Source organism: Pseudomonas sp. NPDC087185, assembly GCF_044744955.1.
In the GTDB taxonomy this organism is placed as follows: domain Bacteria; phylum Pseudomonadota; class Gammaproteobacteria; order Pseudomonadales; family Pseudomonadaceae; genus Aquipseudomonas.
In genome coordinates this window covers 372,452-398,967 of the sequence record NZ_JBIUZK010000006.1, presented here as the reverse complement: position 1 = coordinate 398,967, position 26,516 = coordinate 372,452, and the positions used below count along the sequence as shown (strand labels likewise).

The following is a 26,516-nucleotide window of genomic DNA, read 5'->3' as shown; positions in this document are numbered from 1 at the left end:
GAACATGACCAACAACCGCAAAACCCTCTTGATCGGCTCGGTGCTTGCCGTGGCCGTGCTGGCCGGCATCGTCGGCCCCTGGATGTTCGGCAGTGATCACCGCCAGCGTACCAACGACGCCTATGTGATCGCCGACTACACCGTGGTCGCGCCCAAAGTGGCTGGCTTCATCAAGGAAGTGCTGGTTGAAGACAACCAGCAAGTCCAGGCCGGCCAATTGCTAGCGACCATCGACGCCCGCGATTACCAGGCCGCGCTGGACGCCGCCCAGGCTCAATTGCTGGTGGCCAAGGCGCAGAGCGCCGATGCCCGCGCCACCCTGGAGCGCCAGGCGGCGCTGATCGCCCAGGCCGAGGCGGCGGTGAAGGCGGCCCAGGCCGAAGCGTCGTTCGCCGACCACGAAGTCAATCGCTACAGCCGCCTCGCCGAGCAGGGCGCCGGCACAGTGCAGAACGCTCAGCAGGCGCGGAGCCGGGTCGACCAGGCCCGTGCGCGCCTGGCCAACACCCAGGCAGCGCTGGTGGCCACACGCAAGCAGGTGGACATCCTCAGCGCCCAGGTGGCCAGCGCCGACGGCCAGTTGAAACGCGCCGAAGCGGGCCTTGAAAAAGCTCAGCTGGACCTGTCCTACACCCGCATCACAGCGCCCGTGGATGGCATGGTTGGCGAGCGTGCGCTGCGCGTGGGCGCTTTCGTCAACCCGGGCGCGCGCCTGCTGTCGGTGGTGCCGTTGCAGCATGCCTATGTGGTCGGCAACTTCCAGGAGACCCAGCTGACCCACGTGCAACCGGGTCAGCCAGTCAGCATCAGCGTCGATACCTTCGCCGGCGAAACCCTCAAAGGCCATGTCGAAAGCATCGCGCCGGCCACCGGCGTGACCTTCGCTGCGGTCAAGCCCGACAACGCCACCGGCAACTTCACCAAGGTGGTGCAGCGCATCCCGGTGAAGATCGTCTTCGATGACGGCCAGCCGTTGCTCGAGCGCCTGCGTGTGGGCATGTCGGTGGAAGCGACCATCGACACCCACGGCGACAAACTTGCCGGCAAAGAGGTGAGTGCACGATGAAACCTGCATTACGCTTGAGCCCCTTGTTGCTGGCCGTGCTGATGGCCGGCTGCACCCTCGGGCCGGACTTCCAGCGCCCGGACAGCCAGGCGCCACAGCAGTGGGCGCCGTTGCAAGGTGAGTCGGCCGCAAGCCAGCCACAGGCCGAACCGCTGCAACTGCGCTGGTGGGAGACGTTCCACGATGCCCGCCTGAGCGCGCTGATCCAGCAGGTTGCCGAGCGCAACCTCGACCTGCAGATCGCCAGCGCGCGGTTGTTGCAAAGCCGCGCCCTGCGCAGCACGGTGGCGGCTGATGAAGCACCGTCGGTTGATGTGAATGCCGGCTACAGCCGTGCCCGCAACAGCGCCGAGGGCTTGAGCGACCCGTCCGGCAATGCCGGCAAGTCGGCGTTCAACCTGTGGCAGGGCGACCTGGTCGCCGGTTGGGAGCTGGACCTCTGGGGCCGGGTGCGGCGCCAGGTGGAAGCCGCCGATGCGACGGTGGAAGTGGCTGAGAACGATCGGCGTGGTGTGTTGCTGGCGCTGCTCTCGGAAACGGCCGGCAATTACATTCAGCTGCGCGCCGTGCAGCACACCCTCGATGTCACCCGCGACAACCTGAAGGTGGCGCAGCACAGCCTGAAGTTGTCCCAGGATCGCCAGGCCGAAGGTGTTGCCACCCGGCTCGACGTCGCCCAGGCCAGTGCCCAGGTCGCCTCGATCGAAGCGCGTCTGCCGAGCCTGGAGGCCCGCCGCGATGACCTGATCAACGCCCTCAGCCTGTTGGCGGCCGAACCGCCGCGCAGCCTGCAGGCACAGTTGCTGGAGGGCGGCGAACTGCCTGCGCCGCAGCAACAATTCGCGATTGGTCTGCCGTCCGAACTGGCCGAACGCCGCCCGGACATTCGCCAGGCCGAGGCGCGCCTGCATGCGGCCACGGCCAGCATTGGCGTGGCCAAGGCGGACTTCTACCCGAGCATCCGCCTGTCCGGCAGCGTCGGCTTCCAGGCCATGCAACTGTCGGATTTCGGCGCCTGGGATTCGCGCCGCTTCGCCTTCGGCCCGCAGCTGTCGTTGCCGATCTTCGAGGGGGGGCGGCTCAAGGGCACGCTTGAGCTGCGTGAGGCGCAGCAGCAGGAGGCGGCGCTGAACTACCGCAAGGTGGTGCTCGGTGCCTGGCACGAGATTGACGATGTGCTGCGCCTGTACAACGCCAGCCAATTGCGCCGCGACCATTTGGCCGAGGCCGTGCGACAGAACCGCATCGCCCTGGAAACGGCCCAGCGCCAGTACGTGGAAGGGGCTGTGGACTTTCTCAATGTGCTGACCGTGCAGAGTGCGCTGCTGGCCAGCGAAGAGCAGTGGATCGACAGTTCGGCGGCGGTGTCGCAGGCGCTGGTCGGGCTGTACAAGGCCCTGGGCGGCGGTTGGCAGGCGTTCGACGCGCAGCCGGCGAAGCAGGCGTGAGCAAACGGAGGCAGCCATGCACCTCTCCCTCAACGGCAAGCGTGCACTGATCAGCGGTTCAATGGCGGGGCAGGGCGTTTGCACGGCCATCGAGCTTGCCACTGCAGGCGCTGAGGTGGTGCTGAACGACTGCACCCAGGCACAGGTCGATGCGGCGCTGAAGGCCGTCCGTGAGCAATTGCCCAGGGCGCGGATCATTGGTGTCGTCGCAGACCTGGGCTGCGAGCGGGGTGTGCAGACCTTGCTGGAGCAGGTGCCGCACACCGATATCCTGGTCAATAACGTTCAGCCCGACGTTGCGCGGCGTCTTGAACGCCACTACGCCCGGGGGATGGCCGAGCGCAAGTGGGGCCAGGTGATCGACCTGGGCCGTGGATCAGAGTGGCCGCAGCAGCCCGAAGCGTTTGCGCAGCACCCAGTCGAGTAACCGCCGCGGCAAGCAACGCGCCAGCAACGGCAACGCCGTGCTGCCATTGCCCAGCCGCACCAGGGCTGGCACAGGCGATTTGCGCGTGGCGGCCAGCAGCCCCTGAGCAAACTCCGCAGCGCAGGTGGGCCGGTCTTGCGAGGCGCGGGCACGGGCCTGGATATGCTCGCGCAATGGCCACCATGCAGATTCTGCCGCCACCACCTGGTCGGCCTGGCGCTGGGCGTTGTTGGCGAACTGCGAGGCAATCGCGCCGGGTTGCACTTCCATCACCCTGATAGCGAACGGTGCCAGCTCCAGGCGCAGGGCATCGCTGAGCGCATGCACGGCGGCCTTGGAAGCGCAGTAGGCGCCTGCGAAGGGCGTGACCAGCACACCTGACACACTGCCGATGTTGACCACCAGCCCGCGGGCACGGCGCAGCAGCGGGAACAGGGCTCGGGTCACGCCGATCACGGCAAATACATTGGTTTCGAACTGTTGGCGCATGGCCTCCACACCGCCATCGAGCAGGGGCCCCATGGCTCCGTAGCCGGCGTTGTTGACCAGGATGTCGAGGCGGCCGTGGCGTGCTTCCAGCTCTTCGGCCAGGCGCGTCAGGGCTTCGCCGTCATTGACGTCCAGTTGCCGGGCGATGAAGCCGGCGGCGGCCAGGTGCTCGACATCTTCGCCTTTGCGGGCGGTGGCCCAGACTTCGTGGCCGGCGTCGCGGAAGGCTTCGGCCAGGGCGCGGCCGATGCCGCTGGAACAACCGGTGATCAGGACGGTGGGCATGAGGGGAGGCCTTGAGTCTGAGAGCGTTGTGTTGCCTGTGCCGGCCTCTTCGCGGGTTCGCCCCGCGAAGGCGCCGGCACAGGCGCTGAATCAATTGGCGAATGTACCTTGCAGATGCTCGGCACGAAACTCCAGTGTTTGCGGCCGATAGCCGGAGCGCAGCGGCGGCAGCGGCAGGCAATCCTTCCACTCGGCCCCCGGTTGCAGCTCGCCCGGGCCGCGATAGCGGGGTGCACTGTAGGTGTTTTCGGCAAGGTTGACTGTATCGCCCGGTGCGTACGCACCCACCCGCCAACGCAGTTCGGTGAGCGGCGCCTTGTTGCCGTTCTTCATGCGCACGAGCAGGGCGCGGTCGGTGGGGCATTGTTCGGGAGCGTAGCTCAGGCGCAAGTCCAGACGCGCCAGCTGCGAGGCTTCGCGGCTGTCTTGCCAGACCACGAACAGCGCTACCAGCGCCAGGCCGCAAATGGCGGCCAGCGAGATCGGCAGGGCCTTGGCCGGGTAGCGCAGCAGCAGTACCAGCCAGGTGAGGATGAGGAAGGCGCCGATGATCATGGCGTGTTCAGACCTTGGTTGCGCAGGTCTGACCATCGTAGCGCCAAATCGTGGAGGCCTCAAAAGAGAAGGGGCCGCATCGCGGCCCCTGGGTGTTGCTTACTGCGCGATGGTCTTCACCGACACGCCCCGCTCAACCGGGGTGGACGTGCGCCCATAGACATCCTCGAAACGCTCGATGTCATCCTCGCCCAGGTAGCTACCGGACTGCACTTCGATGATTTCCAGCGGGATCTTGCCGGGGTTGCGCAGGCGGTGGACCGAGGCGATCGGGATGTAGGTGGACTGGTTCTCGGTGAGCAGGAACACGTTCTCGTCGCAGGTCACCTCGGCGGTGCCGGACACCACGATCCAGTGCTCGGCGCGGTGGTGGTGCATCTGCAGCGACAGACTGGCGCCCGGCTTGACGGTGATGTGCTTGACCTGGAAGCGGCCGCCCATGTCCACCGAGTCGTACGAGCCCCATGGGCGATACACTTCGAGGTGGTTCTGGGTTTCGCTGCGGCCTTGCTCGTCGAGGGTCTTGACCATCTGCTTGACGCCCTGGACCTTGTCCTTGTGGGCAATCATCATCGCGTCCTTGGTCTCGACCACGACGATGTTTTCCAGGCCAATCACCGACACCAGCTTGCCGTTGCCATGGATCATGCAGTTGCGGCTGTCCTGCACCACCACATCACCCTTGGTGACGTTGCCGTCCGCGTCTTTCTCGTGCACGTCCCACAGCGACGACCAGCAACCTACATCGCTCCAGCCCGCCGACATCGGCACCACGCAGGCGCGTTGGGTCTTTTCCATTACCGCGTAGTCGATGGAGTTGTCCGGGCAGCAGGCGAAGGTGGCTTCGTCGATACTCAGCACATCGCCGTCTTCGTCGCTGCGTTCGAGGGCCAGCACGCAGGTGTCGTAGATGTCGGCATCGTGCTTCTTCAGTTCTTCGAGGAAGCGGCTCGCGCGGAACAGGAACATGCCGCTGTTCCAGAAATAGCCACCAGCCTGGACGAATTCGGCGGCGCGTTTTTCATCGGGCTTCTCGACGAACTGCGCGACCCGCGCCACGCCTTCGGGCAGCAGGGCGTCCTGGCTGGAGCGGATATAGCCATAGCCGGTTTCAGGCTTGGTCGCCGGCACGCCGAACAGCACCATCTCGCCACGCTCGGCGGCCACGGTGGCCAGGGCCAGGGCACGTTGCAGGGCTTTCTGGTCATCGATCACGTGGTCGGCCGGCAGCACCAGCATCAGGTCATCGCGGCCTTCGTTGACCAACTTCATGGCAGTCAGCGCCACCGCAGGTGCGGTGTTGCGGCCGAACGGCTCCATCAGGATGCCCTGGGTCTCAAGCTTCAGGGCGGCGAGTTGTTCCTGGACGATGAACTTGTGGTCCTTGTTGCAGACCACGATGGGCGCGTCCATGCCCTCGAACACCAGGCGTTCGAGGGTTTGCTGGAATAGCGTGTGCTCACCGGTCAGCGCCAGGAACTGCTTGGGGAACTGCTTGCGCGACAGAGGCCACAGACGGGAACCGCTACCACCAGAAAGAATTACCGGGATCATGTTGTTTCTCCAATAAGGTCGTTAAAGAGGCAGTGGATCAGTTGGTGGAGACTGGGCGGGTGACCCAGACCGGCGACAGGCTGCTGCCGGAGCCGGTGACGTACAGCACGGCCGCTTCGCCGCGCTCCAGCGCGACGGGTTTGACGTCGCTGACTTTCTTGTCGCCTGCAAACAGGGCCAGGTTGACCTTGACCGGGTTGATTTCACGCTCGCCGCGGCCTTTGGCAGCCACCGGGGTGACGACTTCGGTCTTGCCGTCGGCGGTCTTCAGGGTGAGCGACTGGTCGCTGAGGTTCTGCACGCGCACCAGGGCTTTCTGCTTGTTCTTGAACGGCGGCTCTTCAATCAGCTGCGGGGTGCCACTGCCGTTGTTGACCAGGGTGTAGTACTTGTCCGAGGCCAGCTTCACCGGCACGCTCTTGCCGCCGACCTGGGCGGTGTAGTCACCGCCTGGCAGGAAGCTGAAGTCGCTGCTGGCCTGGGCACCGACCTGCTTGATCTGGGTGTTGCCGACGCTGGCTGCAGCGGGTGCCCCTGCCGCGTTGTACAGGCGCACGAAGGTCGAGCCTTTCGGTGCGGTCGGGCCGTACAGCGCAGCATCGGCGCCGGCGAAGGCCTGCATCGAAGCAAGGGAAAGGCCGGCCGCGAGGGTGAGGGCTTTGGCAATGGAAGTCTTGGTAGTCATGTGCGTGTTCCTCTCTATCAATCAGTGGTTCGTCCGGGTGGACGACAGGGCCAGGTTTTCTTCGGATTTACGGGAGTTTTTCAGCTGCGCGATCCACTGCGGATCGAAGCTGCTGAGGTCGTTTTTCATGGGCAGATAACGTTCAGGGAACTCCCACACCACCACTTGTGGCGCGGCGTTCTTGAAGGCATCGCTTTGCAGGTACTTGAGCATCGGCAACAGTGGGCCGTGGCCGTCTTCGGCGTAGTTGGCAACGTCGCTGCGCAGGGCTTGCTGCAGGGCACCGAGGAAGTTCCAGTGCGGGTTGGCGCTGTAGCTGGTGCCCACCAGCGCGACCGGGATCTGGCTGTCGGCGAACAGCGCGTCGCCGGCGTCGCCTTCGGCTTCGACCGGGCGCGTGGTGCGTTGCTGCAGGTTGTCCGGGGTCGGCAACAGGTTGCTGAACAGCGGGTCGAGCGGCAGGAAGTTGGTCAGGTCACCCTTGTACGGTGCGGTGTTGCCTGCCTCGGTAATGAAGGCCTGTGGGTCGCCGTTGAGCAGGCTCTGGCGGCTGACCGCCTCGGCCAGCGCTTGTGCAGCAACCTCCGCGCCCATTGGCGTCCAGTGGGTGTCGGTGCGCAGGAACACCTGGCCGCGGGCCTTGGCCTGCTCCATGGGTGCCATCAGGTCCGGGGCGAACACGTTGGCCTGACGGGCCTGGGCATGGAACTGGTTGTACAGGTCGTCATGCAGGCTGGCGGGCAGCTCCTTGCCGACGTATTCCGAGTAGACCCGCGCCTTGGCCGGCACGATTGCCAGCACCAGCTGGCTGCCGTGCTTTTGCAGGGTGTCGCGTACGCCACGGATCAGCGCCAGGTTTTCCTGCATCAGCTGGTCGGCGCCGGCGGTGGGCTTGAACTCCTCGTCGCTGAACAGCCACTGGTCACGGCCCAGCACCACGCCGGGACGGCCTTCGTTGAACAGCTTGAAGTCCAGCGCGGCCCAGAGGTTGGTGCCCAGGCGCTTGATCGGGAATTCAGCGTCGTAGTGGGTCTCGGCGGCCTTGGCCAGCTTGCCATTGAGCAGGGTCATCTGCTCGGTGCGCTGGAAGCTTTGCAGGCCACCGGTGGACCAGGCGCCCATGCCCACCAGCAGGCCGAGGAACGACAGGGAATAGGTGATACGTAATGTCCGGGTCATGGTCATCAACCTCAGAACTGGAAGTAAAGGAACGGCGAGTAGCTCTGCGCCGAAAGCTTGAGAATCGAGGCGGCGAACAGCAGCAGGATCAGCGCGCGGGTCATTACCCGGGTCCAGTCCAGGCCGATCGAGCCGTCAGCGTTGACCTGCACCGGGGTCGCAGTGGGCGTCGGCTTGGCGTTTCGGTAGAAATCGCGCAGGCCGAAGAACGCCAGGGTGAGGTAGGCGATGACCAGGGTGGCCACTTGCAGGCCGGTGAGCTGGGCGCGGTTGAGCTCGGACAGCTGCCATTCGCCGAAGCTGAACATGGCGCCGTACATGCGGCCTGCCACGTGCAGGTTTTCGGCGCGGAAGATCACCCAGCCGACGACCACCAGCAGGAAGGTGAAGGCCCACTTCACCGGGTTGAAACGCTGCGGGTTGGTGTCCAGGCCCAGCGCGCGTTCAATCGCCAGCCACATGCCGTGCCAGGCGCCCCAGATGATGTAGGTGAAGTTGGCGCCGTGCCACAGGCCGCCCAGCAGCATGGTCAGGAACAGGTTGCGGTAGGTGTTGAACGTGCCTTTGCGGTTACCGCCCAGGGTGATGTACAGGTAGTCGCGCAGCCAGGTGGAAAGGCTGATGTGCCAGCGGCGCCAGAACTCGGTGATCGACTGGCTGATGTACGGTTGCTTGAAGTTCTCCATGAAGCGGAAGCCCATCATCAGGCCGAGGCCGATGGCCATGTCGCTGTAGCCGGAGAAGTCGAAGTACAGCTGCGCGGTGTAGGCCAGGGCGCCGAGCCAGGCGTCGCCGGTGGTCGGGTTCTGCAGGGCGAAGCAATGGTCTGCGACCACCGCCAGGGTGTCGGCGATGAACACTTTCTTGATGAAACCCTGCATGAAGCGGGTGCAGCCTTCGGAGAACTTGTCCAGGGTGTGGGTGCGGTTGTTGAACTGGTCGACCAGGTCCTTGAAGCGCAGCACGGGGCCGGCGATCAGGTGCGGGAAGATCGCCACGAACGCTGCGAAGTCGATCAGGTTGCGGGTGGCCGGGGTGTCGCCGCGGTACACGTCGATGATGTAGCTGATCGACTCGAAGATGTAGAACGAGATACCGATCGGCAGCAGCACGTGGGTCAGGATGAACGGCTCCAGGCCAAACGAGCTGACAATCGCGTTCAGGCTGTCGACGCCGAAGTTGGCGTACTTGAAGTAGCCGAGGATCGCCAGGTCCACGCCCACGCCGAGCAGCAGCCAGCGCTGGGCCGGCTTGGTGCGCACGCCGGCGGCGCCGACTTTCAGGCCGATCCAGTAGTTCCACAGGGTCACGCCGGCGAACAGGGCGAGGAAGTCCACCCGCCACCAGGCGTAGAAGATGTAGCTGGCGACCAGCAGCAGCAGGTTGCGATAGCGTTGCCCGCTCAGGTAGTACAGGCCGAGAAAGATCGGCAAGAACAGGAACAGGAACACGTTGGACGAGAAGACCATCCCGGTTCTCCTAAGTTGTTCACAGCATCCAGGGCAAAGCGCCCCCCAAACCCCCCAGTCCAAGAACCGGAGGGCACCTCGTATTCCTGTGGGAGCTGGCTTGCCGTCGATGCAAGGCGACAGCCTTGCCCAGCGGTAGTCAGGGGCCGCCTCGCGGCCCATCGCCGGCAAGCCGGCTCCCACAGGGTTTTGCGTTATTTCTTCGAAGCCGCGCTCGGGTCATAGACCCGGGTCAGGTTGCCGCCCAGCCTGAAGCTGTCGAACGGCTGCATCCCGTGCTTGCGCTGCAGCGTGTCGCCGACGCACTGGTACAGCGCGCACCAGGGTTCGAGCCAGGCGTACTTGCTGTCGACCTTGAGGTCTTTCATGTCCTGTTTTTCACCGGCACGCTCGGCGAAGTGGCGCGGGTCGCGGGCGCCGTACAGCACGCCTTCGCCCAGGCGTTGCAGGGCGAAGTTGTTTTCACTGCGCAGGTCCACGTCGTTGGCCTTGGCGAAGCTGGCGATCATCGCCAGCGGCGGCAGGGCATAGTTGTGGTAGGCCAGGGCGCGCTGCTTGCGTTTGATTTCGTTAGGCAGGAAGCCTTGGTCGTCGATCTGGTTGGCGCCGACCTTGTATTCCTTCACCGCCCAGTCGAACAAGTCGCGGCGGTCGGTGGCCACGGCGGTGGCCATCACCGACCAGGCCGCCCAGTAGCTGTGGTTGTTGATCTTCGCCAGCGGCAGGTTGCTCCAGTCGCGCACGGTCTGTTCGGCGAGGCGGGCGAACCACTTCTCGATCAGCTCGGCCTCGGCCTGGTGCGCGGCCAGTGGCTGCGAGTTGGAGAACTTCAGGCGCAACCACGAACCGCTCATGCTGCCCAGTGCCCATTTGCGCATGGACTTGCCGGTGTGGTTGTAGTTGGTCGACATCAGCGCATCGGCGCGCGCCCAGGTGCCCAGCCACGTCAGGGCGCAGTCGAGCTGCGCCGGGCGGCCGTCGCGCATGTACTGGTTGACCATCTTGGCAATGCCGCGCTCAAGCGTGGTGATGTCCTTGGTCGAGTCGCGGAAGGCTTGTTCCGAGTCCAGGTTCAGGGTCGCCCGCGCCTGGTCCGAGCCTTCGTACTTGCTGCGAAACTGCAGCGCGCCGGTGTAGGGCTTGGGCGCCGCTTCGCAGCGGAAGTTACCGTCCTTGGTCTTGAGCTTTTCAATCCCCTCGTAGTAACCCTGGGGCGGTACCAGCGCGGCGTGCGCGGCACTGCCAAACAGGGCCAAAGCGAGCAGGGTTGGGCGGAAGATTCGCTTGAAGGTCGTCATGGTCGCCTCACTGGCCGGCTTGCGCGGTCTGCGCTGGCACGGCGAAGTTGTTGCGTTTGCAGAGTTTGGCCTCGACGTTCAGGGTGCCTTTTTCCGGCCCCTGAACTTCCAGGGCCAGGAGGTTCTGGCTGGCCCAATCTTCGTCCTCGCGCATCTGGAAGACGAAGCGGCCGTCGGTGTCGGAGGTCTCCGGTTTCTCCAGCTTGATGTCTTCGTGGCGGCCGTTGAGGTACCAGAGGGTCGCCTGCAGCACCTTCACCGAAGGGTCTTCGAACTTGATGTCCATCTGCAGGTTGCGGTTGATCAGGTCCTTGATCACGCCGCCCTTGCCGTTGACCATCAGCTCGTTCTTGCCGGGCTTGAGCGCGGTGCTGGCGCTCATCAGTGCCGGGCGCGCGTCACAGCCATCGTCGAGCAGGCCGAGGATCTGCCGCCAGATGGTTTCCTGGTCCAGGCGATACAGTGGCGAGAATTCCCAGACCAAGATCTTCGGCGGGTTGTTCTGGAATTCTTCGCTGCCCAGGTACTGGATCATCGAACCTTCCAGGCCGCCACCAGGGAAGGCGACGTTGAGCACGTCGGCACCGATGTACTGTTCGAGGAAGCCCGAGAAGTTGTAGTTCTTGCCGCTGTGGCTGGTGCCGACCAAGGTGATCTGCGCGTTGCCACTGTCACCGAACAGGTCGTCGCCACCGCCGCTCGAGCCTTTCGGTTCGGTGGCGAACTGGTCCATGTACTGCACCGCGTAGCTGGTATTGCACAGCTGGCCGGCAACGTTGTGCAGGGTGCCGGTCTTGCCCATGCGCCCGGACTTGGTGGTTTCGAATTCCTTGCGTGGGATGCCCTCGAAGGCCGGCATCTTGTGCACGGTGTCGGCCACGATCTTGGCCGCGCGTTCGGCGCCGTAGGGCGTCCAGTGCTGGTCACCGCGGAAGTAGAAGTCCTTGCCCTGGTCGGCGGCAGCCAATTGCTCGTTGGTCAGCGGCGACAGGTCGGGCACGTTGTAGCCCATGCTGGCGAAGCGCTTGAGCATGGCCTGGTAATTGCCCAGGGCCTTCTGGTAATCGAAGGCGGCTTTCTCGGCCGGCTTGAGCATGTTGCGGTTCACCAGGCCACGGGTCGGCTGGTAGACCACGACCAGTTCCACGCCACGCTTCTTGAACGCATCGTGCACCTGCTGCAAGCGCTTGTAGCCGGCCGGCGTGGTGTTGAATTCGGTGCGCAGGTCTTCGCGGGTACGGAACAGCCAGTCGCCCTGGGCCTGCACCAGCGTGGTGAAGTTCTGCTGGTACCGGGTGGTGTAGCGGCTGGCGTCATGCGCTTCGGGGCACAGCTGGCAGCAAGGCTCGGCGGTGAAGGCCGGGGCCTTCACTTCATCGGCGCGCACGCCCTGGCTGATGGCCAGAAGGGCAGCGGACAGGCCCAGCAGTTTGATCAGGTGTGGGGTCATGGTCTGGGCTTCCTTAATCGATCATTTCGGTCTGGCGTTCGACCGGGTCGATCAGCACGGCCTTCTGCTGGCGCACCAGCAGGTCGAGGATTTCGTCCTGGCGCTCGCCGAGGATGCCGTTGAGGCTGATGCCGTTGGCTTTGCGCGGGGCGAGCATGGACACCTTGTACAGCTCGACCGACAGTGGCGAGTCGATCGACAGCGGGCCGGAGCCGTTGGCCGCCAGTTCGCCGCCGACCACGATCAACGAAACCTTGGTGTCGAACGGGTCGAGGGCGATGTCACGGTCGGTGTCGGACAGGTCCTTGATGTGCCCGTACACGCCGACCAGGCCGTTGGCCATGGCAACGTTTTCGTACAGGCGGATGTTCACGCTGTTACGCACGCGGATGCCGTGGCGGCGGTTGTTGATCAGCTTGTTGCCCCAGATCAGGTTGTCGCCGCTTTCGTACAAGGTGATGCCGTCGGTGTGGTTACGGTAGATCTCGTTGTAGGCGATCAGGTTGTTCACGCTGTTACGGTCGATCACAACGCCCGAGAGCTTGTTGTCGTAGCTCTTGTTGTTGATGATCCAGCTGTCGTTGACCTCACGCGAAACGATGATCCCGTGCTTTTTCTTGGTGCCATACACGGTATTGCCGGCGATGATCAGGCGGTGCGAACGGTCGTGTGGGTCGATGCCGTAGACGATGTTGTCTCGGTAGGTACTGTCCTTGACCACGAAGTCCTGCGTCTCGTAGCAGTAGAAGCCGTACCACATGTCGCTGAACTCCGAGCCGATGATCCAGCCGGTGGGTTCCGGGCGGCCCATGCGCTTGGCCATGTTCGGCGTGTACTGCGAAATGCTCACGCCGTACGACTTGGACTTGGCGTAGCCGAAGCTGGCCATCTTGGTGTTGACGATGTAGGTCTCGGTGCCGCCCCACGACAACAGGAACGGGCGGAATTCATTCGGCGAGCGGAAGGTCGCCGGGCCGTTGTCTTTCTCGCGCCAGCCGGTGACCTGAGTGTCGCTGACGAACAGCTTGCCGTCGTTGACCAGAAACGCGCCGCCTTCCTGGGACAGGCGCAGTTGCTTGACCTTGCCGTCGATTTCGAGGATGCCCTTCTGCCCGACCACGATCGGCAAACGCGCCAGGTAGACACCCGGCTCGACTTCACTGAGGTACTGCTTGGGCACTTTCTTGCTCAGCTCGACCAAATCGACGTGGCCGTCATCGACGAAGATCGCCTGCGGGATGCCATGCTGGCGCTGCACCCACTCGGCAGCCTTGTTGTCGCCGCCGATGAATTCCTTCAACGACTCTTCCTGCAGCATGCGGCGCACGCTGACCTTGCCCTTGTGGCGGCGGTCGATCTTCTTCTGCACGGCGTCGGCGGTGTAGCCGCTGAGGTCGGGCAGCTTCGGCGGGTCCATGTGCAGCGGCTCGGTCGGCGCGCTGGCCACGGTGTAGGTCTTGGCTTGCTGCAGTTCCTTGGCGATGACCGCAGGTTCGGCGGCGACGGCCAAGCCGCTGGCCAGCAGCAGTGCGCTGGCCAGGAGGCTGTGACGTAAGTGCGGGTGAAGGTTCATGTGCTTCGTTCCTCTCCTGGCCTCAGAAGCGCCAGATCACGTCGACGAAGGCGCGGTGCATGTACGAGTCCGCTTCCTTGCCATAAGCGTCGCCCGGCTTGAACACACCGGCGCGCAGGCGCACCAGGGCGGACGGTTCGTCGATCGCCTGGCTCATCGAAGCCGGTAGCAGGCCTTGCTTGAAGTACTTGGTGACGACCACGTCCATTTCCTGGCCGAGGTCTTTTTCGCCGTTGATCAGCGGACGGCTCACACCGTTGTCGTTGACCGCCGCGTTGATGCCGCTGGAACCAATGTTCTGCGAGCCGTCGACACGCCAGAACTTGTGGTAGATGAAGCTGGCGTCGTAGTCATCGCGCAGCTGCCAGGAGGCGAACAGAGTGGCGGCCTGCAGGTTGCCCAGCTCGCCGCGGAAGGCCTCGCCGAAGCGGTGCACGCGCGAGCGGGTGCCGGTGAAGTTGGAGCGGTTGCTCTCGAGGCCGGTCTGCTCGAAGTTGTTCGAACCGTCGTCGCCACCGCCGCCGCTGCCACGGGCGTAGGCCGCGCCAACCTGCCAGTTGGGGTCCAGGCGCAGGCGGATGCCGAGGTCGGTGGCCCAGGCGTTGACGTCACCGCTTTGTTTGCCGGTGGCCACCTGGTCGTCGCCGACCTGCTGGCTGCTGAGCTTGTCGCGATCACCGGTCAGCCAGGTCAGGCTGCCCCAGTAGTTGACGGTGTGATCGTTGCGCCAGTTGTAGGCGTCGCTGTTGGCTTCCAAGCCCAGCCAGGTGAGGTCGCCGGTGCGGGTCTTGTCCAGCGCATCGACGGTTTCGCCAGGGTTTTTCAGGCTGCCGCTGTCATGGGTGTGGTGGGCGCGCAGGCCAACCCAGTGGCCAGGGGTCCACTGCGTGGCGACGTTACCGTAGATGTGCGTGCGGTCTTTGTCTTCCGGGGCCAGCTCGGTGAGGTCGGTGCGGTACTCGCTGAAGCGCTGGGCCACACCCAGGTCGGCTTTGAGCAGGGTGGTGTCAAAGGTCCAGTTCAGCGCTTCGATGTTGGTGTCGCGCCACATGCCGTCGTCGCTGCGCAGGCGCTGGCGGCCCAGGCGCAGTTGCTCGCCGGGGTACTGCGTGAGGCCGCTGTAGCCGACCCAGAATTCGCGCATGGCCAGGTAGTTCTTGTCCGGTTTGCGGCTGTCGTCACCGGTGTCGGTGGTGGTGCCGTCGTCGTTCTGGCGCAGGGTGTCGGTTTCGATGGTGTCAGTAGCGGCGACGGCCTGGCCCATGGCGTAGGCGCTCCAGTTACCGCGCTCGCCATAGACCCAGGGGCGTAGGTCGAGGCCCAGGCCGTTGACGTCGCCGCCGGAGCGGGTGCCGAGGTCGCGGTCGTCTTCCGATTGGCCGGTAATCTTCACGTCCAGGCCGAAGTTCTTCTGCGCGGTCATGTCGGCCAGGGTCGGGCAGGACCACAACAGTGCGAAGCTCAGGCCGATGCCGGCTTTCACGAAGGGATTGAGCGTCATAGCGAGTCCTCAGCGTCTACTTCTTTGTCGTCGTCTTGCAGGGCCTCGATGGCCAGGGTGCTGTTGCCGACCTGGGCCATGCTGCCGCGTGCCTGCTTTTCCTGCGCCAGCAGGTTCTGCGCCTGGCTGCGCTCGTCAGGCGTGAGTTGCTGGTCGAGTTGTTGCAGCAGTTCTGTCGATTGCGGCGTTGGGTTGGCCTGCGACAGTTGCGCGAACACCCAGGCGTTGGTCGGTTCGGGGCGGATGCCGTGGCCTTCGCTGAACAGCTGGGCGAGGGCATAGTCGGCGCTGTTCTGGCCGCCACGGGCGGCGCTGAGCAGGTGGTCGACCGCCTTTTGCGGCTCGACGTCGCCCAGGTAGCCACGGCGGTACAGCTGGCCGAGGTAGTAGTCGGCGCTGACTTCCCCGGCAGCGGCGGCGGCTTGCAGGTGCTGCTGGGCTTTTTCGGCATCGGCCGGTACGGCCTTGCCTTCGTAGTACAGGCGGCCCAGCAACAGTTCAGCGCGTGGCTGTTCGGCTGCGCGGCCCTTGTCGATGTAGGCCATCAACTGGTCGGTGTCGCCCAGTTCGGGGAAGTCGTAGACCAGTTGCGCCAGGCTGACCCAGGAGGCCGGGTTGGCTGGGGCGACGTGTTCGAGCAGGGCCTTGGCGGTTTTCTCGTCGGTCTGGCCTAGGTTGCGGTCGGCCAACACACGGGCAACATTGTCGACGCGGGTGGCCGGCACGGCGCCGCGGGCATAAGCGGACTTCAGCTGTTGCAGCAGGGCGGCCTGCTGGTCGGCCTGGCCACGCTTCTGGTACACGGTGGCCAGTTCCGCGTAGCACACGTCCATGCTGTCGAGGGCTTGCTTGCAGAGCTTCTCGACGTTGTCGAGGTTCTGGTCGTAGGTGCCCTGGGTGCGATACAGCAGGATCTGCGCGAGGCCTGCTTCCGGGTAGCCGGCAGCCTGCCACTGGTCGATCTGTTGCTGGGCGTTGACCTTGGGGAAGCTCTGCGGGTACAGCAGGTAAAGCATCGCCAGGGGGATCAGGGTTTTCTGTTCGCCTTGTTGCGCGGCGAGCTTGAGCAACGTCTCGGCTTCTTCGCGCTCGGCCTGGGTGCTGTCGGGTTTGGCCACCAGCAAGCGGCCAAGGCGTACCTGGGCGCGGGGCGACGTAGCGGCCGCCGCGCGGTAGGTCGCCTCGGCTTCCTTGAACTGCTCCGGGTCGCCGGTGGAGACCTTGATATCGGCCAGGCCTACTTGCGCGTCGCTGTAGCCCAGGTCGGCCAAGGCCTTGTAGTTGCGCTCGGCCAGCGCGGTGTCGCCGCGCTTCAGGGCCTCGTTCGCCAGGCGCTGGTCGGGCAGGCCTGCACAGCCGGCCAGGGCGATCGCCGCGGCCAGGGCACAGAGGCCCAGGCTTGCGCTTTTCTTATGGGGAATCATCGCAGGATCCTCTTACAGACCACGGGCCACGGCTTTGTCGATCAGCCAGTTGAGCGAAGGGCCACGGTCGCTGTTGACCGAGGCCGGGCGCCCGGCGAGTTCTGCCGGCAGGCCGCTGTCGGGTTTGATCTGCACGCGGATGTCGGAGGCCAGGTTTTCGCTGTCCAGGCTGGTGCTGCTGACGATCTGGCCAGTGCGCACTTCGTCTTCGCCGGCCACCTGGAAGTTGACCCGGGTACCTGGCTTGACCTCATCGAACTGGCGGTAGCTGAAACGCGCCTCGACCATCGGATTGGTGGTGCGCGGCACCAGCTGGAAGATCGGCTGGCCCTTGGCGGCGTACTGGCCGTCGTCCACCAGTTGGCGGGCGACCACGCAATCGCAAGGGCTGGTGAGGGTGCCGGACAGTTGCTTGCCGAACAGTTCCTCGACCTTGGCCGGTTCAAGCTGCGAATCGTCCAGGTGGCCCTTGAGCATGTCCAGCATGCTGGTGCTGAAGCTCGCCAGTGGTGCGCCTTTCACCACCAGGCCACCGCTCTCGACCAGGCTGTTCACGGTGCCGTCGCGCGGCATGGTGACGTTGGTGGTCGGTACCGCGACCACGCCGGCTTCGGCATGGCTGACGAAGTACATGCCGTACAGCGACTTGGCAACGAAGCCGAAGGCGGCCACACCGACCACGAATACGCCGAGGGTGACGCTCACCGCCTTCAGGCGGCCGAAGGCGGACAGGCCCGAGCCGCCGTCCTTCTGCTTGCGCGCCTTGGTGAAATTGTCGCGCTGCAGGGTGCTAAGCACATCGCCGATGCTGATCAGTTCACCGGACAGGTGGCTGGTGATGATATGGCGCAGGGTGGCGATGTCGCGTGGCTCAAGGTTCTGGAATTGGGCACCGGTACGGCCGTTGGCGGTGTTGTAGGAGCGCACCTGGAACTCGATGTCCATCGACAGCCCGAGGTTGTCGACCACGAATTGCAGGCGCCCGCGCAGCACGTCGCCCACCGACAGCTGTTGCTTGGTGTGGAAGCTCAGGCCACCGGCGGAGAGGTCGTCGACCTTCACTTCATGGGTTTGGCGCTCGGCATCCAGGAAGCGCAGCTTGGCTGGGATGCGCACCCGGGCGTGTTGGCGCTGGGCTTCGGACTCATGCACGACATTGACGTTCACGGCGGTATTCATGGTGGTTTGTTCCTGTTAATCCGATCCGGGTTGGGCTCACACGACCATGAACAGCACAGCGACGAAGATGCTGGCTGCCGAGAAGGTCATGGTCCGCGAGGACCAGGTGTTGAACCATTGTTGAAAACTGGCGAGGTCACGCTTGAGGGCAGTGGGCTGACGCGTCCAGGACTGCTTGTCGAGGCGGAAGAACACGTAGATCTTCATCAGTGCGCCGACGATCTGGTTGTAATAAAGAATCAGCGGATAGGCCGGGCCGACGTTGTGGCCCGAGCACAGCAGCATGATGGTGAGGATCAGGCGGGTGATGCCGATCCACAGCAGGTACACCAGCAAGAAGCCCATGCCGAATTTGAGGCTGGCGATCACCGCCACGGTCAGGCCCAGCAGGCTGGTCCACATCGACACGCGCTGGTCGAACAGCACGATGCTGGTGAACAGCCCCAGGCGGCGGACGCCCAGGCCAAGGGCACGGGAGTTCTGCCGCAGGTTGTTGCCGTACCAGCGGTACATCAGCTTGCGGCTGGCCTTGAGGAAGCTCTTCTCCGGCGGGTGCTCGACCGTATTGATGGCGGCGTCTGGCACGTAGAAGGTGTCGTAGCCCAGGCGCATCAGGCTGAACCAGCTGGACTTGTCGTCACCGGTGAGGAACTTGAAGCGGCCCAGGCGCCAGTGCATCAGCGAGTCGCTTTCGACGTCGGCGATGAACTCGGGGTTGGTCACCACGCTTGCGCGGAACATCGACATGCGCCCGGTCATGGTCAACACGCGCTTGCTCAGTGCCATCGAACACATGTTGATGTGGCGCTGGGCGAAGCGCAGCTTGTGCCACTCGCTCATGATGTAGCCGCCGCGCACTTCGCAGAATTCGTTGGTGGTCAGGCCACCGACGTTGGGGTACAGCTTGAACCACGGCACGGTCTTGCGTACCACGCCATCGGCCAGCACGGTGTCGCCGTCGATCACCGCGACCACGGCGTTCTCGTCCGGCAGCATCCGCGAGATGGCGCGGAAGCCATAGGCCAGGCCGTCGCGCTTGCCGGTACCGGCAATACGCACGATGTCGAGTTTCACGTGGGCGGGCGGGTTGTACTTGGCCCACAGGCTCTTGACCAGCAGCTCATCGGACATTTCCACCAGCGAGCAGACCACGGTGGTCGGGTAGCCACAGTTGATCGCTTCGTGGATCACCGAGCTGTACACCTGGGCGGTGGTCAGCGCTTCGATACGAAAGCTGGTGACCATCAGGTACACGTGCGACGGGTCTGCGGCCGCGCCCATCTTCTGCACCTTGCGGCGCAGGTACGGGTAGACGCCGTAGAGGAAGATCATGCCGCGAATGAAATGGGTGGCGCCCATGGAGTAGCGCCAGATGCCGACTGCGCCGACCAGGAAGATGAAGTGCTTCGACTGCGAGTCGAAGATATCGGCCGGCAGGGCCAGGGCGATCAACATGAGCAGGCTCATGTAGAGCAGCCAACCGGCGCACTGCAACAGCACTGTCTGGAGCCTTTGCATGTTCAGCATCCGTGGAGAATTCTTGGGGGAAGGGCAGCGCGCAGGCTCTGTACAGAGCACCCCGCGCTGCCCGGCCGAGGGCTTACCAGCAGATGCCTTCGGTGCGGCTGGTCGAGCAGGTCGATTTGCCCATGAAGCCAACCAGGTCGATCACTTGCTTGCCGGCCGGCGCTTGCTGGGCAAGGGCGCGGAATTGCTCGTCACGGTTGCCCAGGACGATGATGTCGGCGTTGTCGATAACCTTCTGGAAGTCGGCGTTGAGCAGCGACGAGACATGCGGGATCTTCGACTCGATGTACTCTTTGTTCGCCCCATGGACGCGGGCGTACTCGACGTTCTCGTCGTAGATATCCAACTGGTAGCCCTTGCCGATCAAGCGCTCGGCCAGTTCCACCAGCGGGCTTTCACGCAGGTCGTCGGTGCCGGCCTTGAAGCTCAGGCCGAGCAGGGCAATCTTGCGTTTGTCGTGGGCTTCGATCAGCTCGAAGGCGTTCTGCACTTGGGACTCGTTGCTGCGCATCAGCGAATCGAGCAGCGGCGCACGCACGTCGAGGCTGGCGGCACGGTAGGTGAGGGCGCGCACGTCCTTGGGCAGGCACGAGCCACCGAAGGCAAACCCTGGGCGCATGTAGTACTGCGACAGGTTCAGTGTCTTGTCCTGGCAGACCACGTCCATCACGTCGCGGCCATCGACACCGACGGCCTTGGCGATGTTGCCGATCTCGTTGGCGAAGGTGACCTTGGTGGCGTGCCAGACGTTGCACGTGTACTTGATCATCTCGGCCACTTCGATCGGCTTGCGGATGATCGGAGCGTCGAGCTCTTCGTACAGGCTTTGCAGCACGTCGCCGCTGGCGCTGTCCAATTCGCCGATGACGGTCATCGGGGGGTAGTCGTAGTCCTTGATCGCAGTGCTTTCACGCAGGAACTCAGGGTTGACCGCAACGCCGAAGTCGACGCCGGCTTTCTTGCCCGAGCAGTCTTCGAGGATCGGGATGACCACGTTCTTGACGGTGCCCGGCAGCACGGTGCTGCGTACCACGATGGTGTGGCGGCGGTTGGTATCGCGCAGCACATAGCCGATTTCACGGCATACCGACTCGATGTACTCCAGGCCCAGGTCGCCGTTTTTCTTGCTGGGGGTGCCGACGCAGATCATCGACACGTCGCTGGCGCGGATGGCCTCGGCGAAGTCGGTGGTGCCACGCAGGCGGCCGTTGGCGATGCCTTGTTGCAGCAGTGCTTCCAGGCCAGGTTCGACGATGGGCGACTTGCCCTGGTTGATCAGGTCGATCTTGGTGCTGGACACGTCCACACCAATCACGTCATGGCCTCGCGCCGTCAGGCAGCCTGCACAGACCGCACCCACATAACCCAAACCAAAGATGCTGATACGCATCGCTATCACCTCATGTGTTTATCACGTCAGCTCTTCCGGGAAGAGCCGGACTGGGTTGATTAACAACAGTTTTCAGGCGCACGGGTCCATGGCGAAATGCACACTTCGCCGAGCGCAGGCATATAAGTCCGGAGCGCACAAAGTTATGCACTCAAAGTTGGCAGTCAAAGGCCAATAATTAAAAGGCGTGCCCTAAAATGCAGCCGTCTTTATTGCAAAGCGCTACTTGGCGCGTTGCTGTGCTTGTTCTTTCAAGTGGATAAATCCTTTGAAATCAACCACTAGGACGAATTGTAGGGGGCGCGTCTCTCCTGCAGTGACAGGGCATTCGGGGACACCCGTAGTGCCTGTCTAACTTCTCCCTGGCGGGTAGCGGATACCTGCCGTTGTCATCTGTAAGTCATCTCTCACACCGATGGGGCATGAAATTCGTTACGGCACTATGAGCGGTAGGTTGTAGGAGAAGTTCCTGGGTCGGTTTCGCGTCGATGAAAGATTTCTAAATAATTCTTCAGTGGCAAATACTTTCATATTGATAGCACGCGGGTGCTTCACCCCTGTATATAAAGGGCGAACCTGAAGGGAGATGTTTTTATGCCAGCATGAAAAAAATTTTTTCAAAATTCGTCAAAAAAGCACGAACGGTCTTATGACGTTTGGCGATAGAGGTCAGTCCGACGGTTTATTGGCGCCGTTTTGTTGGCGTTTTGGCGCGGTGATGCGTGCCCATGGGTGGTGCATGCTCACATTCGCAAACACTGCAACGCCATGCGAAAGCTAAGGGTTACCGGGGTGGTCGTTAACCCCATCGGACGCTCACTTGGAGCTGTGCCGAAGAGCAATTGCAGGGGGGCAGGCGCCTGGGCGGAGTGATGGGTTACGCATCACGCAGGGGGAACTGGCCAATGCCAAAGCGTTGGCAGGCATTGCTGGCGCTGCGACAGCGGCAGGTAGGCACTGCGGGTTATGGGTGGGTTCCGTAGGAGGGCCGCGTTGCGACCCTATAGCCGGCAAGCCGGACCCCACAGGCAGGCACTATGCCGATCAATCGGCAGGCTGATCGCGCAGGAACACCAGATGATCAGGCTTGGACTGCTCGGCACTGTAGTAGTAGCCCTGCACATCGAACTGCTTCAGTTGCTCCGGATCATTGACCCGCTCCTGGATCACGAAACGGCTCATCATTCCGCGGGCTTTTTTGGCGTAGAAGCTGATGATCTTGTACTGGCCGTTTTTCAGGTCCTTGAAGTCGACGTTGATCACCCGGCCCTTGAGTGCGCTGCGTTTCACTGCGCTGAAGTACTCGTTGCTGGCCAGGTTCAGCAGGAGGTCGTCGCCCTGGTCGGCCAAGGCCTGGTTGAGCCATTCGCTGATGCGCGTGCCCCAGAAGGCGTACAGGTCCTTGCCGCGGGCATTGGCCAGCTTGGTGCCCATTTCCAGGCGGTAAGGCTGCATCAGGTCGAGTGGGCGCAGCAGGCCGTATAGGCCGGACAGCATGCGCAGGTGCTGCTGGGCGTAGGTGAAGTCCTCTTCGCCGAGGGTTTCAGCGTCCAGGCCGGTGTACACGTCGCCCTTGAAGGCCAAAAGCGCTTGCTTGGCATTGGCCGGGGTGAAGTCCGGTGTCCAGCTGCCGAAGCGCGCGGCGTTGAGGCCGGCGAGCTTGTCCGACAGGTGCATCAGTTCGCTGATCTGCGCCGGCGACAGCTCGCGCAGCTGCACGATCAGCTCCTGGGAGTCATCCAGGTACTGCGGCAGGGTGAAACGCTCGGTCACCGGCGGGGTGTCGTAGTCGAGGGTCTTGGCGGGGGAAATCACCGTCAGCATCGGGTCGGCTCCTGGAATCGTTGCCGGGGATTCTACGGATTGAGGGGAGGTAACGCCAAACTATGGCGACAATAGACACAGACCATCGTTTGAGCAGGCGCTATAGTGCGCGTTTCGCTGTCACGGAGAGTCCGATCGTGCGCATTGCCGCTGCCTTGCTGGCCTCATTCCTGAGCCTGGCCGCCCAGGCCGCCCCCCTTCCCCCGGCCAGCCTGGACCGCAGCCTGTGGCCGGAGCAGCTGGCCAGCCCGGCGCTGTTCGACGTTGCCTCGCGCGCGGAAATCTTGTCGTTTGCCCAGGTGCTGCACGAAAGCGAGCTGCTCGATGATGGCGCACTGGCCGCGCGTTTGGGCTTGCGACAGATCAACCTGCAGAAGGTGCGGGCACTGCGGGCGAGCATGTGGCAGCGTTTATGGCAGGGTTATCAGCAAGCCCAGCGCAGTTGCGAGCAGGACGCGTCGTTTTGCTACCTGGTCGATTCCATGGCTGATTTGCGTACAAAGGCCGCGACGTTCGCCTCCGATGTCGGCACGTTCTACACCGCATGGGTCGAGCCCAGCCACCAGTTCCATGTGCGCTATCTGGATGAACAGTTGCGCAAGGCGGCGTTGTCGCCGCAGACCAGTAGCGAGGTCGAGCGCCTGTCGAGCCGCGAGCGCAGCGGCGATGAACTCAACGACCGTATGTTCCTCCTGACTTTCGTCGGTGGCCCCGGCCCGCAAGGCAGTAGCACCGATACGCTGACCGCTTACCTGCGCAAGCAGAAGCTGCAGGGGACCTTCTTCGTGTTGGGTAACCGTTTGCAGCAGCGCCGCGATGCTGGCGCCGCGAATGCGCTGGGCCAACTCTATAAAGGGCAATGCGTGGGCATCCAGGGCTGGGAATACCGCTCACACGCCCAGTGGAATGGCTGGCAGGACTCGCTCAAGCGCAGCCAGGCAAGGGTCCAGGCCGACCTGCCGGCGCAGTACGTGCCGCTGTTCCGTCCACCTTATGGGCAGCGCCGGGCCGATGGTGAAGCGTTCATGGCCAGCCAGCAGTTGCGCGTGTCGCTATGGGATATCGATGCCCAGGATGACGGCCCGTTGACCGCGCAAGCCTCGGCACAACGCGTGATGACCTTGATGTTGCTGTGGCGCAAAGGCGTGATTCAGTTCCATGACAGCCTGCCCAAGGCACAGCCGGCGGTGGAATGGTTGCTGCACAATACCGTGCAAAGCGGCATCGGTTGGGGGGATTGCCACGAATATGGCGATCAAGAATAACGTGTCTGACTTTTGACTGTAGTCCCGTCTGGTGCCACCGCCAAGGCCTGTTCGTCATTCGGAAAAATAAACTTCACCAACACGTAAAAATGCTTTTTTTATTCATCGTTTTTGCGGTATGAAGAAACCAGACAGCCGATTCCTGCAGCACAGGTGGCGTCATCCAAGCCCACCTTGCCAGGTTCACTTCCCGCCCGTAGCAACGCGGATACGGGGAGCACGGCAGTCACTCTGCGGCGCAGCAGACCGCGCCGTGTGGCTTCGACATAAGGTGACCGAGTATGGATGACCAAGGACGCAACCCTTCCTCCAGCAAGCCAATCCTCTATGTGCTCGATACCAACGTCCTGATTCACGACCCCAACGCATTACTCAACTTCGAGGAGCACCACGTCGCCATTCCGATGACGGTGCTGGAGGAACTCGACAAGCTCAAGACCGGTAAACAGACCATCGCCGCCGAATGTCGCCAGGCCATCCGCCTGATCGACCAGACGCTCGGTGACGCCTCGCCCAGTGATGTCGAGCAGGGCGTGCCGATCCAGCGTAACAAGAGTGGGCCCAAGGGCTTCCTGTCCATCCTGATGACCCCGCGCAACGAGCCGAACAAGCTGCTGCCGGAAACCCTCAACGACAACATCATCATCAACCAGTTGCTCGAAGTGCGGGCCCGGCGCACCGATTTCGACGTGGTACTGGTCACCAAAGACATCAACATGCGCCTCAAGGCGCGCGCCTGTGGTATCGCGGCCGAGGACTACAGCACCGACCAACTGGTCGATGACGTGTCACTGCTTTCCAAGGGCTACCACTCGGTCACTGGCTCGTTCTGGGACCGGGTCAGCAAGGTCGACACCCGTCAGGAGCGGGGCCGCACCTGGCATCGGGTGCAGATGATCGACAACCTGCCGGCTGTGCATATCAATGAGTTCATCATCGATGAGCAGGGTTTCGTCGGCTGGATCAAGGGCATTCGCAACGACGAGTTGCTGCTGCTCGACCTGCACCAGGAACCGCTGCTGCACCAGGAGGCCTGGGGCCTCAAGCCGCGCGATATCCACCAGAGCCTGGCGCTGTTCGCGCTGCTCGACCCGGACATCCACCTGGTCAACCTGACCGGCGCCGCCGGCTCCGGCAAGACCATCCTGGCCCTGGCTGCAGCCATCGAGCAGACCATGGTCAGCAAACGCTACCGGCGCATCATCGCCACCCGCAGCGTGCAGGGGCTGGACCAGGAGATCGGCTTTCTGCCAGGCACCGAAGCGGAGAAGATGGAGCCGTGGCTCGGCGCCATCACCGACAACCTCGAAGCCTTGCACATGGATGATGAGAGCACCCATGGCAGCGTCGAGTACATCCTCGAGCGGGTACCGCTGCAGTTCAAATCGCTGAACTACATCCGTGGCCGCAGCTTCCAGCAGAGCCTGATCCTGATCGACGAATGCCAGAACCTCACGCCCCACCAGATGAAAACCATCATCACCCGTGCCGGCTCTGGTTCCAAGGTGGTCTGCCTGGGCAACCTGGCGCAGATCGACACCCCCTACCTGTCCGCGACCAGCTCGGGCCTCACCTACCTGACCGAGCGCTTCAAGGACTTCCCCCACGGCGTGCACATCACCCTGCAGGGCGTGCCGCGCTCGGTGCTGGCCGAGTATGCCGAGTCGCATCTGTAAATTGGTAACCAAAGTTGCAAGCCTGTTTCTACAGGCTTGCAACCGTTACGCGACATCCGATGCTTCATGTGTTAGGTAATAGATGTGCAAAATGGCACCGCTGATGAGCGTCAATAATCCAGCTGTCATGATGACGCTGGCTGTACTGGTGATTCCTGCCAACCATGCGCCTGCAGCTGGCAGGACAATAAACAGGGAGATTGCACAGCTTCTCGCAGTAGAAAATGCTGTGCCCAGTATTCTGCTGGGACATGTAAGTTGGAGGGTCGACGTAAAGCCTTGGGATGTTAGTCCATATGAAAAACCAGCAATCAGGAAAAGAATCGGAAATGAGTAAGGTTTGATTATCTCAGGATTTAGACCTACAGTGGCTACCACGCATAAGCAAACGCCAAAAATAAAGGAGGCGACAGTCGCGCAAAGTAGAAAGTGCCGTCTGTAAATCTGCGGGAAAGCAAACCCAGCTATAATTCCACCAATTGCCGTTGCGCTTACTATCTGACCGAACGAAGCAGAGCTTAGGCTCAGTTCTTTCATGAGAAGACTTAGCAAAGAGTCATAAATACCCAGCGCTGCTGATTGAATTAGCATGCATAAAAGAAATGCTTGAGCAGTCTTATGAGATACAAAAAAATGTAGTATCTCGTGCAGGTTGGGTTTTTGCTTAGTTTCGTCAAAATTTTCCTTATGTGTTTTTTCTGGCCTCAATAGCCATACGAAGATCAGTCCAGTTAGGCTGATGCCTGCAGAAATTAGAAACCCGTAAGTGCTATTGCTCCAAGTGATTGATAATCCAGCAGCAAGGGGTGCTATTATTTTAATGGTCTGATCGGTGATGCTGATTAATGATGTATTTTTTATTATGCTTTGGGGGGGGAGGAGTCGAGTGGTTAGTACGATTTCAGCTGGAGTTGATCCAAGGTTGGATAGTCCTTTAAGGCTTATGAAGAGCAAAAACATTTCAAGGTTTGAAGCGAGTAGAAGACAGGTTGCAGTAATGGCTCTGATGCAAAAGCTAACGGCGATAATTGCACGTGGTGAATAGCGATCAGATAATGATCCAATATAGGGGCCGAATATTAGCGAGGGCACGCCATACAGTGCTGCTGCAAGTGCTAAAGTATGGGCATGTACATTAAATATGAAAGTGAGCGTCGAAAATATCAGGATAAAATCAAGCCAAACTGTCGCAGAGCTACACAGCCGTATTCCGTACAGAAAGCAATACTGTCTGGTTGCCAAGGTTTGCATA

The 26,516-nt window shown here is 62.5% G+C and carries 21 protein-coding genes; 5 read left to right on the top strand and 16 right to left on the bottom strand.

Annotated features, from left to right (window positions below):
- Positions 1-4 precede the first annotated feature (4 nt).
- Genes ACIPIJ_RS22010 through ACIPIJ_RS22000 form a run of 3 tightly spaced genes read left to right on the top strand, consistent with a single transcriptional unit; the run spans position 5 to position 2,941 of the window.
- The gene (locus ACIPIJ_RS22010; protein ID WP_401080473.1) at positions 5-1,066 is read left to right on the top strand and encodes an HlyD family secretion protein; all 1,062 of its coding nucleotides are present in this window, start codon (positions 5-7) and stop codon (positions 1,064-1,066) included.
- A complete protein-coding gene (locus ACIPIJ_RS22005; RefSeq protein ID WP_401080471.1) occupies positions 1,063-2,514 on the top strand; it encodes an efflux transporter outer membrane subunit in 1,452 nt (483 codons plus the stop codon). Before ACIPIJ_RS22010 ends, ACIPIJ_RS22005 begins: the two co-directional genes overlap by 4 nt.
- A gap of 16 nt (positions 2,515-2,530) precedes the next feature.
- Complete coding sequence (locus tag ACIPIJ_RS22000; protein ID WP_401080469.1) at positions 2,531-2,941, top strand: SDR family NAD(P)-dependent oxidoreductase; 411 nt, start codon at positions 2,531-2,533, stop codon at positions 2,939-2,941.
- Here ACIPIJ_RS22000 and ACIPIJ_RS21995 read toward each other — a convergent pair.
- From ACIPIJ_RS21995 to yaaA, 15 genes are all read right to left on the bottom strand, one after another.
- Positions 2,891-3,715, bottom strand: a complete 825-nt coding sequence (locus tag ACIPIJ_RS21995) for an SDR family oxidoreductase (protein ID WP_401080467.1) — start codon at positions 3,713-3,715, stop codon at positions 2,891-2,893. The two genes, ACIPIJ_RS22000 and ACIPIJ_RS21995, sit on opposite strands and share 51 nt — an antisense overlap.
- A gap of 90 nt (positions 3,716-3,805) precedes the next feature.
- Positions 3,806-4,270, bottom strand: coding sequence for a multidrug transporter (locus tag ACIPIJ_RS21990; RefSeq protein ID WP_401080465.1), 465 nt, complete (start codon positions 4,268-4,270; stop codon positions 3,806-3,808).
- 99 nt (positions 4,271-4,369) lie between these two features.
- A complete protein-coding gene (locus tag ACIPIJ_RS21985) occupies positions 4,370-5,824 on the bottom strand; it encodes a mannose-1-phosphate guanylyltransferase/mannose-6-phosphate isomerase (RefSeq protein ID WP_401080463.1) in 1,455 nt (484 codons plus the stop codon).
- A gap of 37 nt (positions 5,825-5,861) precedes the next feature.
- On the bottom strand, positions 5,862-6,509 hold the full coding sequence (locus tag ACIPIJ_RS21980; protein WP_401080461.1) for an alginate O-acetyltransferase AlgF: 648 nt from the start codon (positions 6,507-6,509) through the stop codon (positions 5,862-5,864).
- 21 nt (positions 6,510-6,530) lie between these two features.
- Positions 6,531-7,688 (bottom strand): alginate O-acetyltransferase, encoded by a 1,158-nt coding sequence (locus tag ACIPIJ_RS21975; protein ID WP_401080459.1) that lies wholly within the window; start codon positions 7,686-7,688, stop codon positions 6,531-6,533.
- Positions 7,689-7,699: 11 nt separating this feature from the next.
- On the bottom strand, positions 7,700-9,157 hold the full coding sequence (locus ACIPIJ_RS21970) for an MBOAT family O-acyltransferase (protein WP_401080457.1): 1,458 nt from the start codon (positions 9,155-9,157) through the stop codon (positions 7,700-7,702).
- 194 nt (positions 9,158-9,351) lie between these two features.
- On the bottom strand, positions 9,352-10,455 hold the full coding sequence (locus ACIPIJ_RS21965) for a mannuronate-specific alginate lyase (RefSeq protein WP_401080455.1): 1,104 nt from the start codon (positions 10,453-10,455) through the stop codon (positions 9,352-9,354).
- A gap of 7 nt (positions 10,456-10,462) precedes the next feature.
- A complete protein-coding gene (locus ACIPIJ_RS21960) occupies positions 10,463-11,905 on the bottom strand; it encodes an alginate O-acetyltransferase (protein ID WP_401080453.1) in 1,443 nt (480 codons plus the stop codon).
- A 13-nt stretch (positions 11,906-11,918) separates the two neighbouring features.
- Positions 11,919-13,478 (bottom strand): mannuronan 5-epimerase AlgG, encoded by a 1,560-nt coding sequence (gene algG / locus ACIPIJ_RS21955; RefSeq protein WP_401080451.1) that lies wholly within the window; start codon positions 13,476-13,478, stop codon positions 11,919-11,921.
- 22 nt (positions 13,479-13,500) lie between these two features.
- The gene (locus ACIPIJ_RS21950; RefSeq protein WP_401080449.1) at positions 13,501-14,979 is read right to left on the bottom strand and encodes an alginate export family protein; all 1,479 of its coding nucleotides are present in this window, start codon (positions 14,977-14,979) and stop codon (positions 13,501-13,503) included.
- Positions 14,976-16,403 (bottom strand): alginate biosynthesis TPR repeat lipoprotein AlgK, encoded by a 1,428-nt coding sequence (gene algK, locus ACIPIJ_RS21945; protein WP_401080447.1) that lies wholly within the window; start codon positions 16,401-16,403, stop codon positions 14,976-14,978. The genes ACIPIJ_RS21950 and algK overlap by 4 nt, the downstream gene beginning before the upstream one ends.
- Before the next feature lie 12 nt (positions 16,404-16,415).
- Positions 16,416-17,582: a PilZ domain-containing protein gene (locus ACIPIJ_RS21940; RefSeq protein ID WP_401080445.1), complete on the bottom strand. Its 1,167-nt coding sequence runs from the start codon at positions 17,580-17,582 to the stop codon at positions 16,416-16,418.
- A 36-nt stretch (positions 17,583-17,618) separates the two neighbouring features.
- A complete protein-coding gene (locus ACIPIJ_RS21935; RefSeq protein WP_401080443.1) occupies positions 17,619-19,100 on the bottom strand; it encodes a glycosyltransferase family 2 protein in 1,482 nt (493 codons plus the stop codon).
- Positions 19,101-19,182: 82 nt separating this feature from the next.
- On the bottom strand, positions 19,183-20,499 hold the full coding sequence (locus ACIPIJ_RS21930; protein WP_401080442.1) for a nucleotide sugar dehydrogenase: 1,317 nt from the start codon (positions 20,497-20,499) through the stop codon (positions 19,183-19,185).
- A gap of 1,044 nt (positions 20,500-21,543) precedes the next feature.
- Entirely contained in the window at positions 21,544-22,323 is a 780-nt protein-coding gene (yaaA, locus tag ACIPIJ_RS21925) for a peroxide stress protein YaaA (protein WP_401080440.1), read from the bottom strand.
- Between the two features lie 137 nt (positions 22,324-22,460).
- Between yaaA and ACIPIJ_RS21920 the strand changes: the two genes are divergently transcribed.
- Both ACIPIJ_RS21920 and ACIPIJ_RS21915 read left to right on the top strand, forming a co-directional pair.
- Positions 22,461-23,588 (top strand): polysaccharide deacetylase family protein, encoded by a 1,128-nt coding sequence (locus tag ACIPIJ_RS21920; RefSeq protein WP_401080438.1) that lies wholly within the window; start codon positions 22,461-22,463, stop codon positions 23,586-23,588.
- A gap of 281 nt (positions 23,589-23,869) precedes the next feature.
- Positions 23,870-25,264, top strand: coding sequence for a PhoH family protein (locus ACIPIJ_RS21915; RefSeq protein ID WP_401080436.1), 1,395 nt, complete (start codon positions 23,870-23,872; stop codon positions 25,262-25,264).
- Between the two features lie 45 nt (positions 25,265-25,309).
- Here the strand turns inward: ACIPIJ_RS21915 and ACIPIJ_RS21910 are convergent, their stop codons facing one another.
- On the bottom strand, positions 25,310-26,515 hold the full coding sequence (locus ACIPIJ_RS21910) for an MFS transporter (protein ID WP_401080434.1): 1,206 nt from the start codon (positions 26,513-26,515) through the stop codon (positions 25,310-25,312).
- Position 26,516 lies beyond the last annotated feature (1 nt).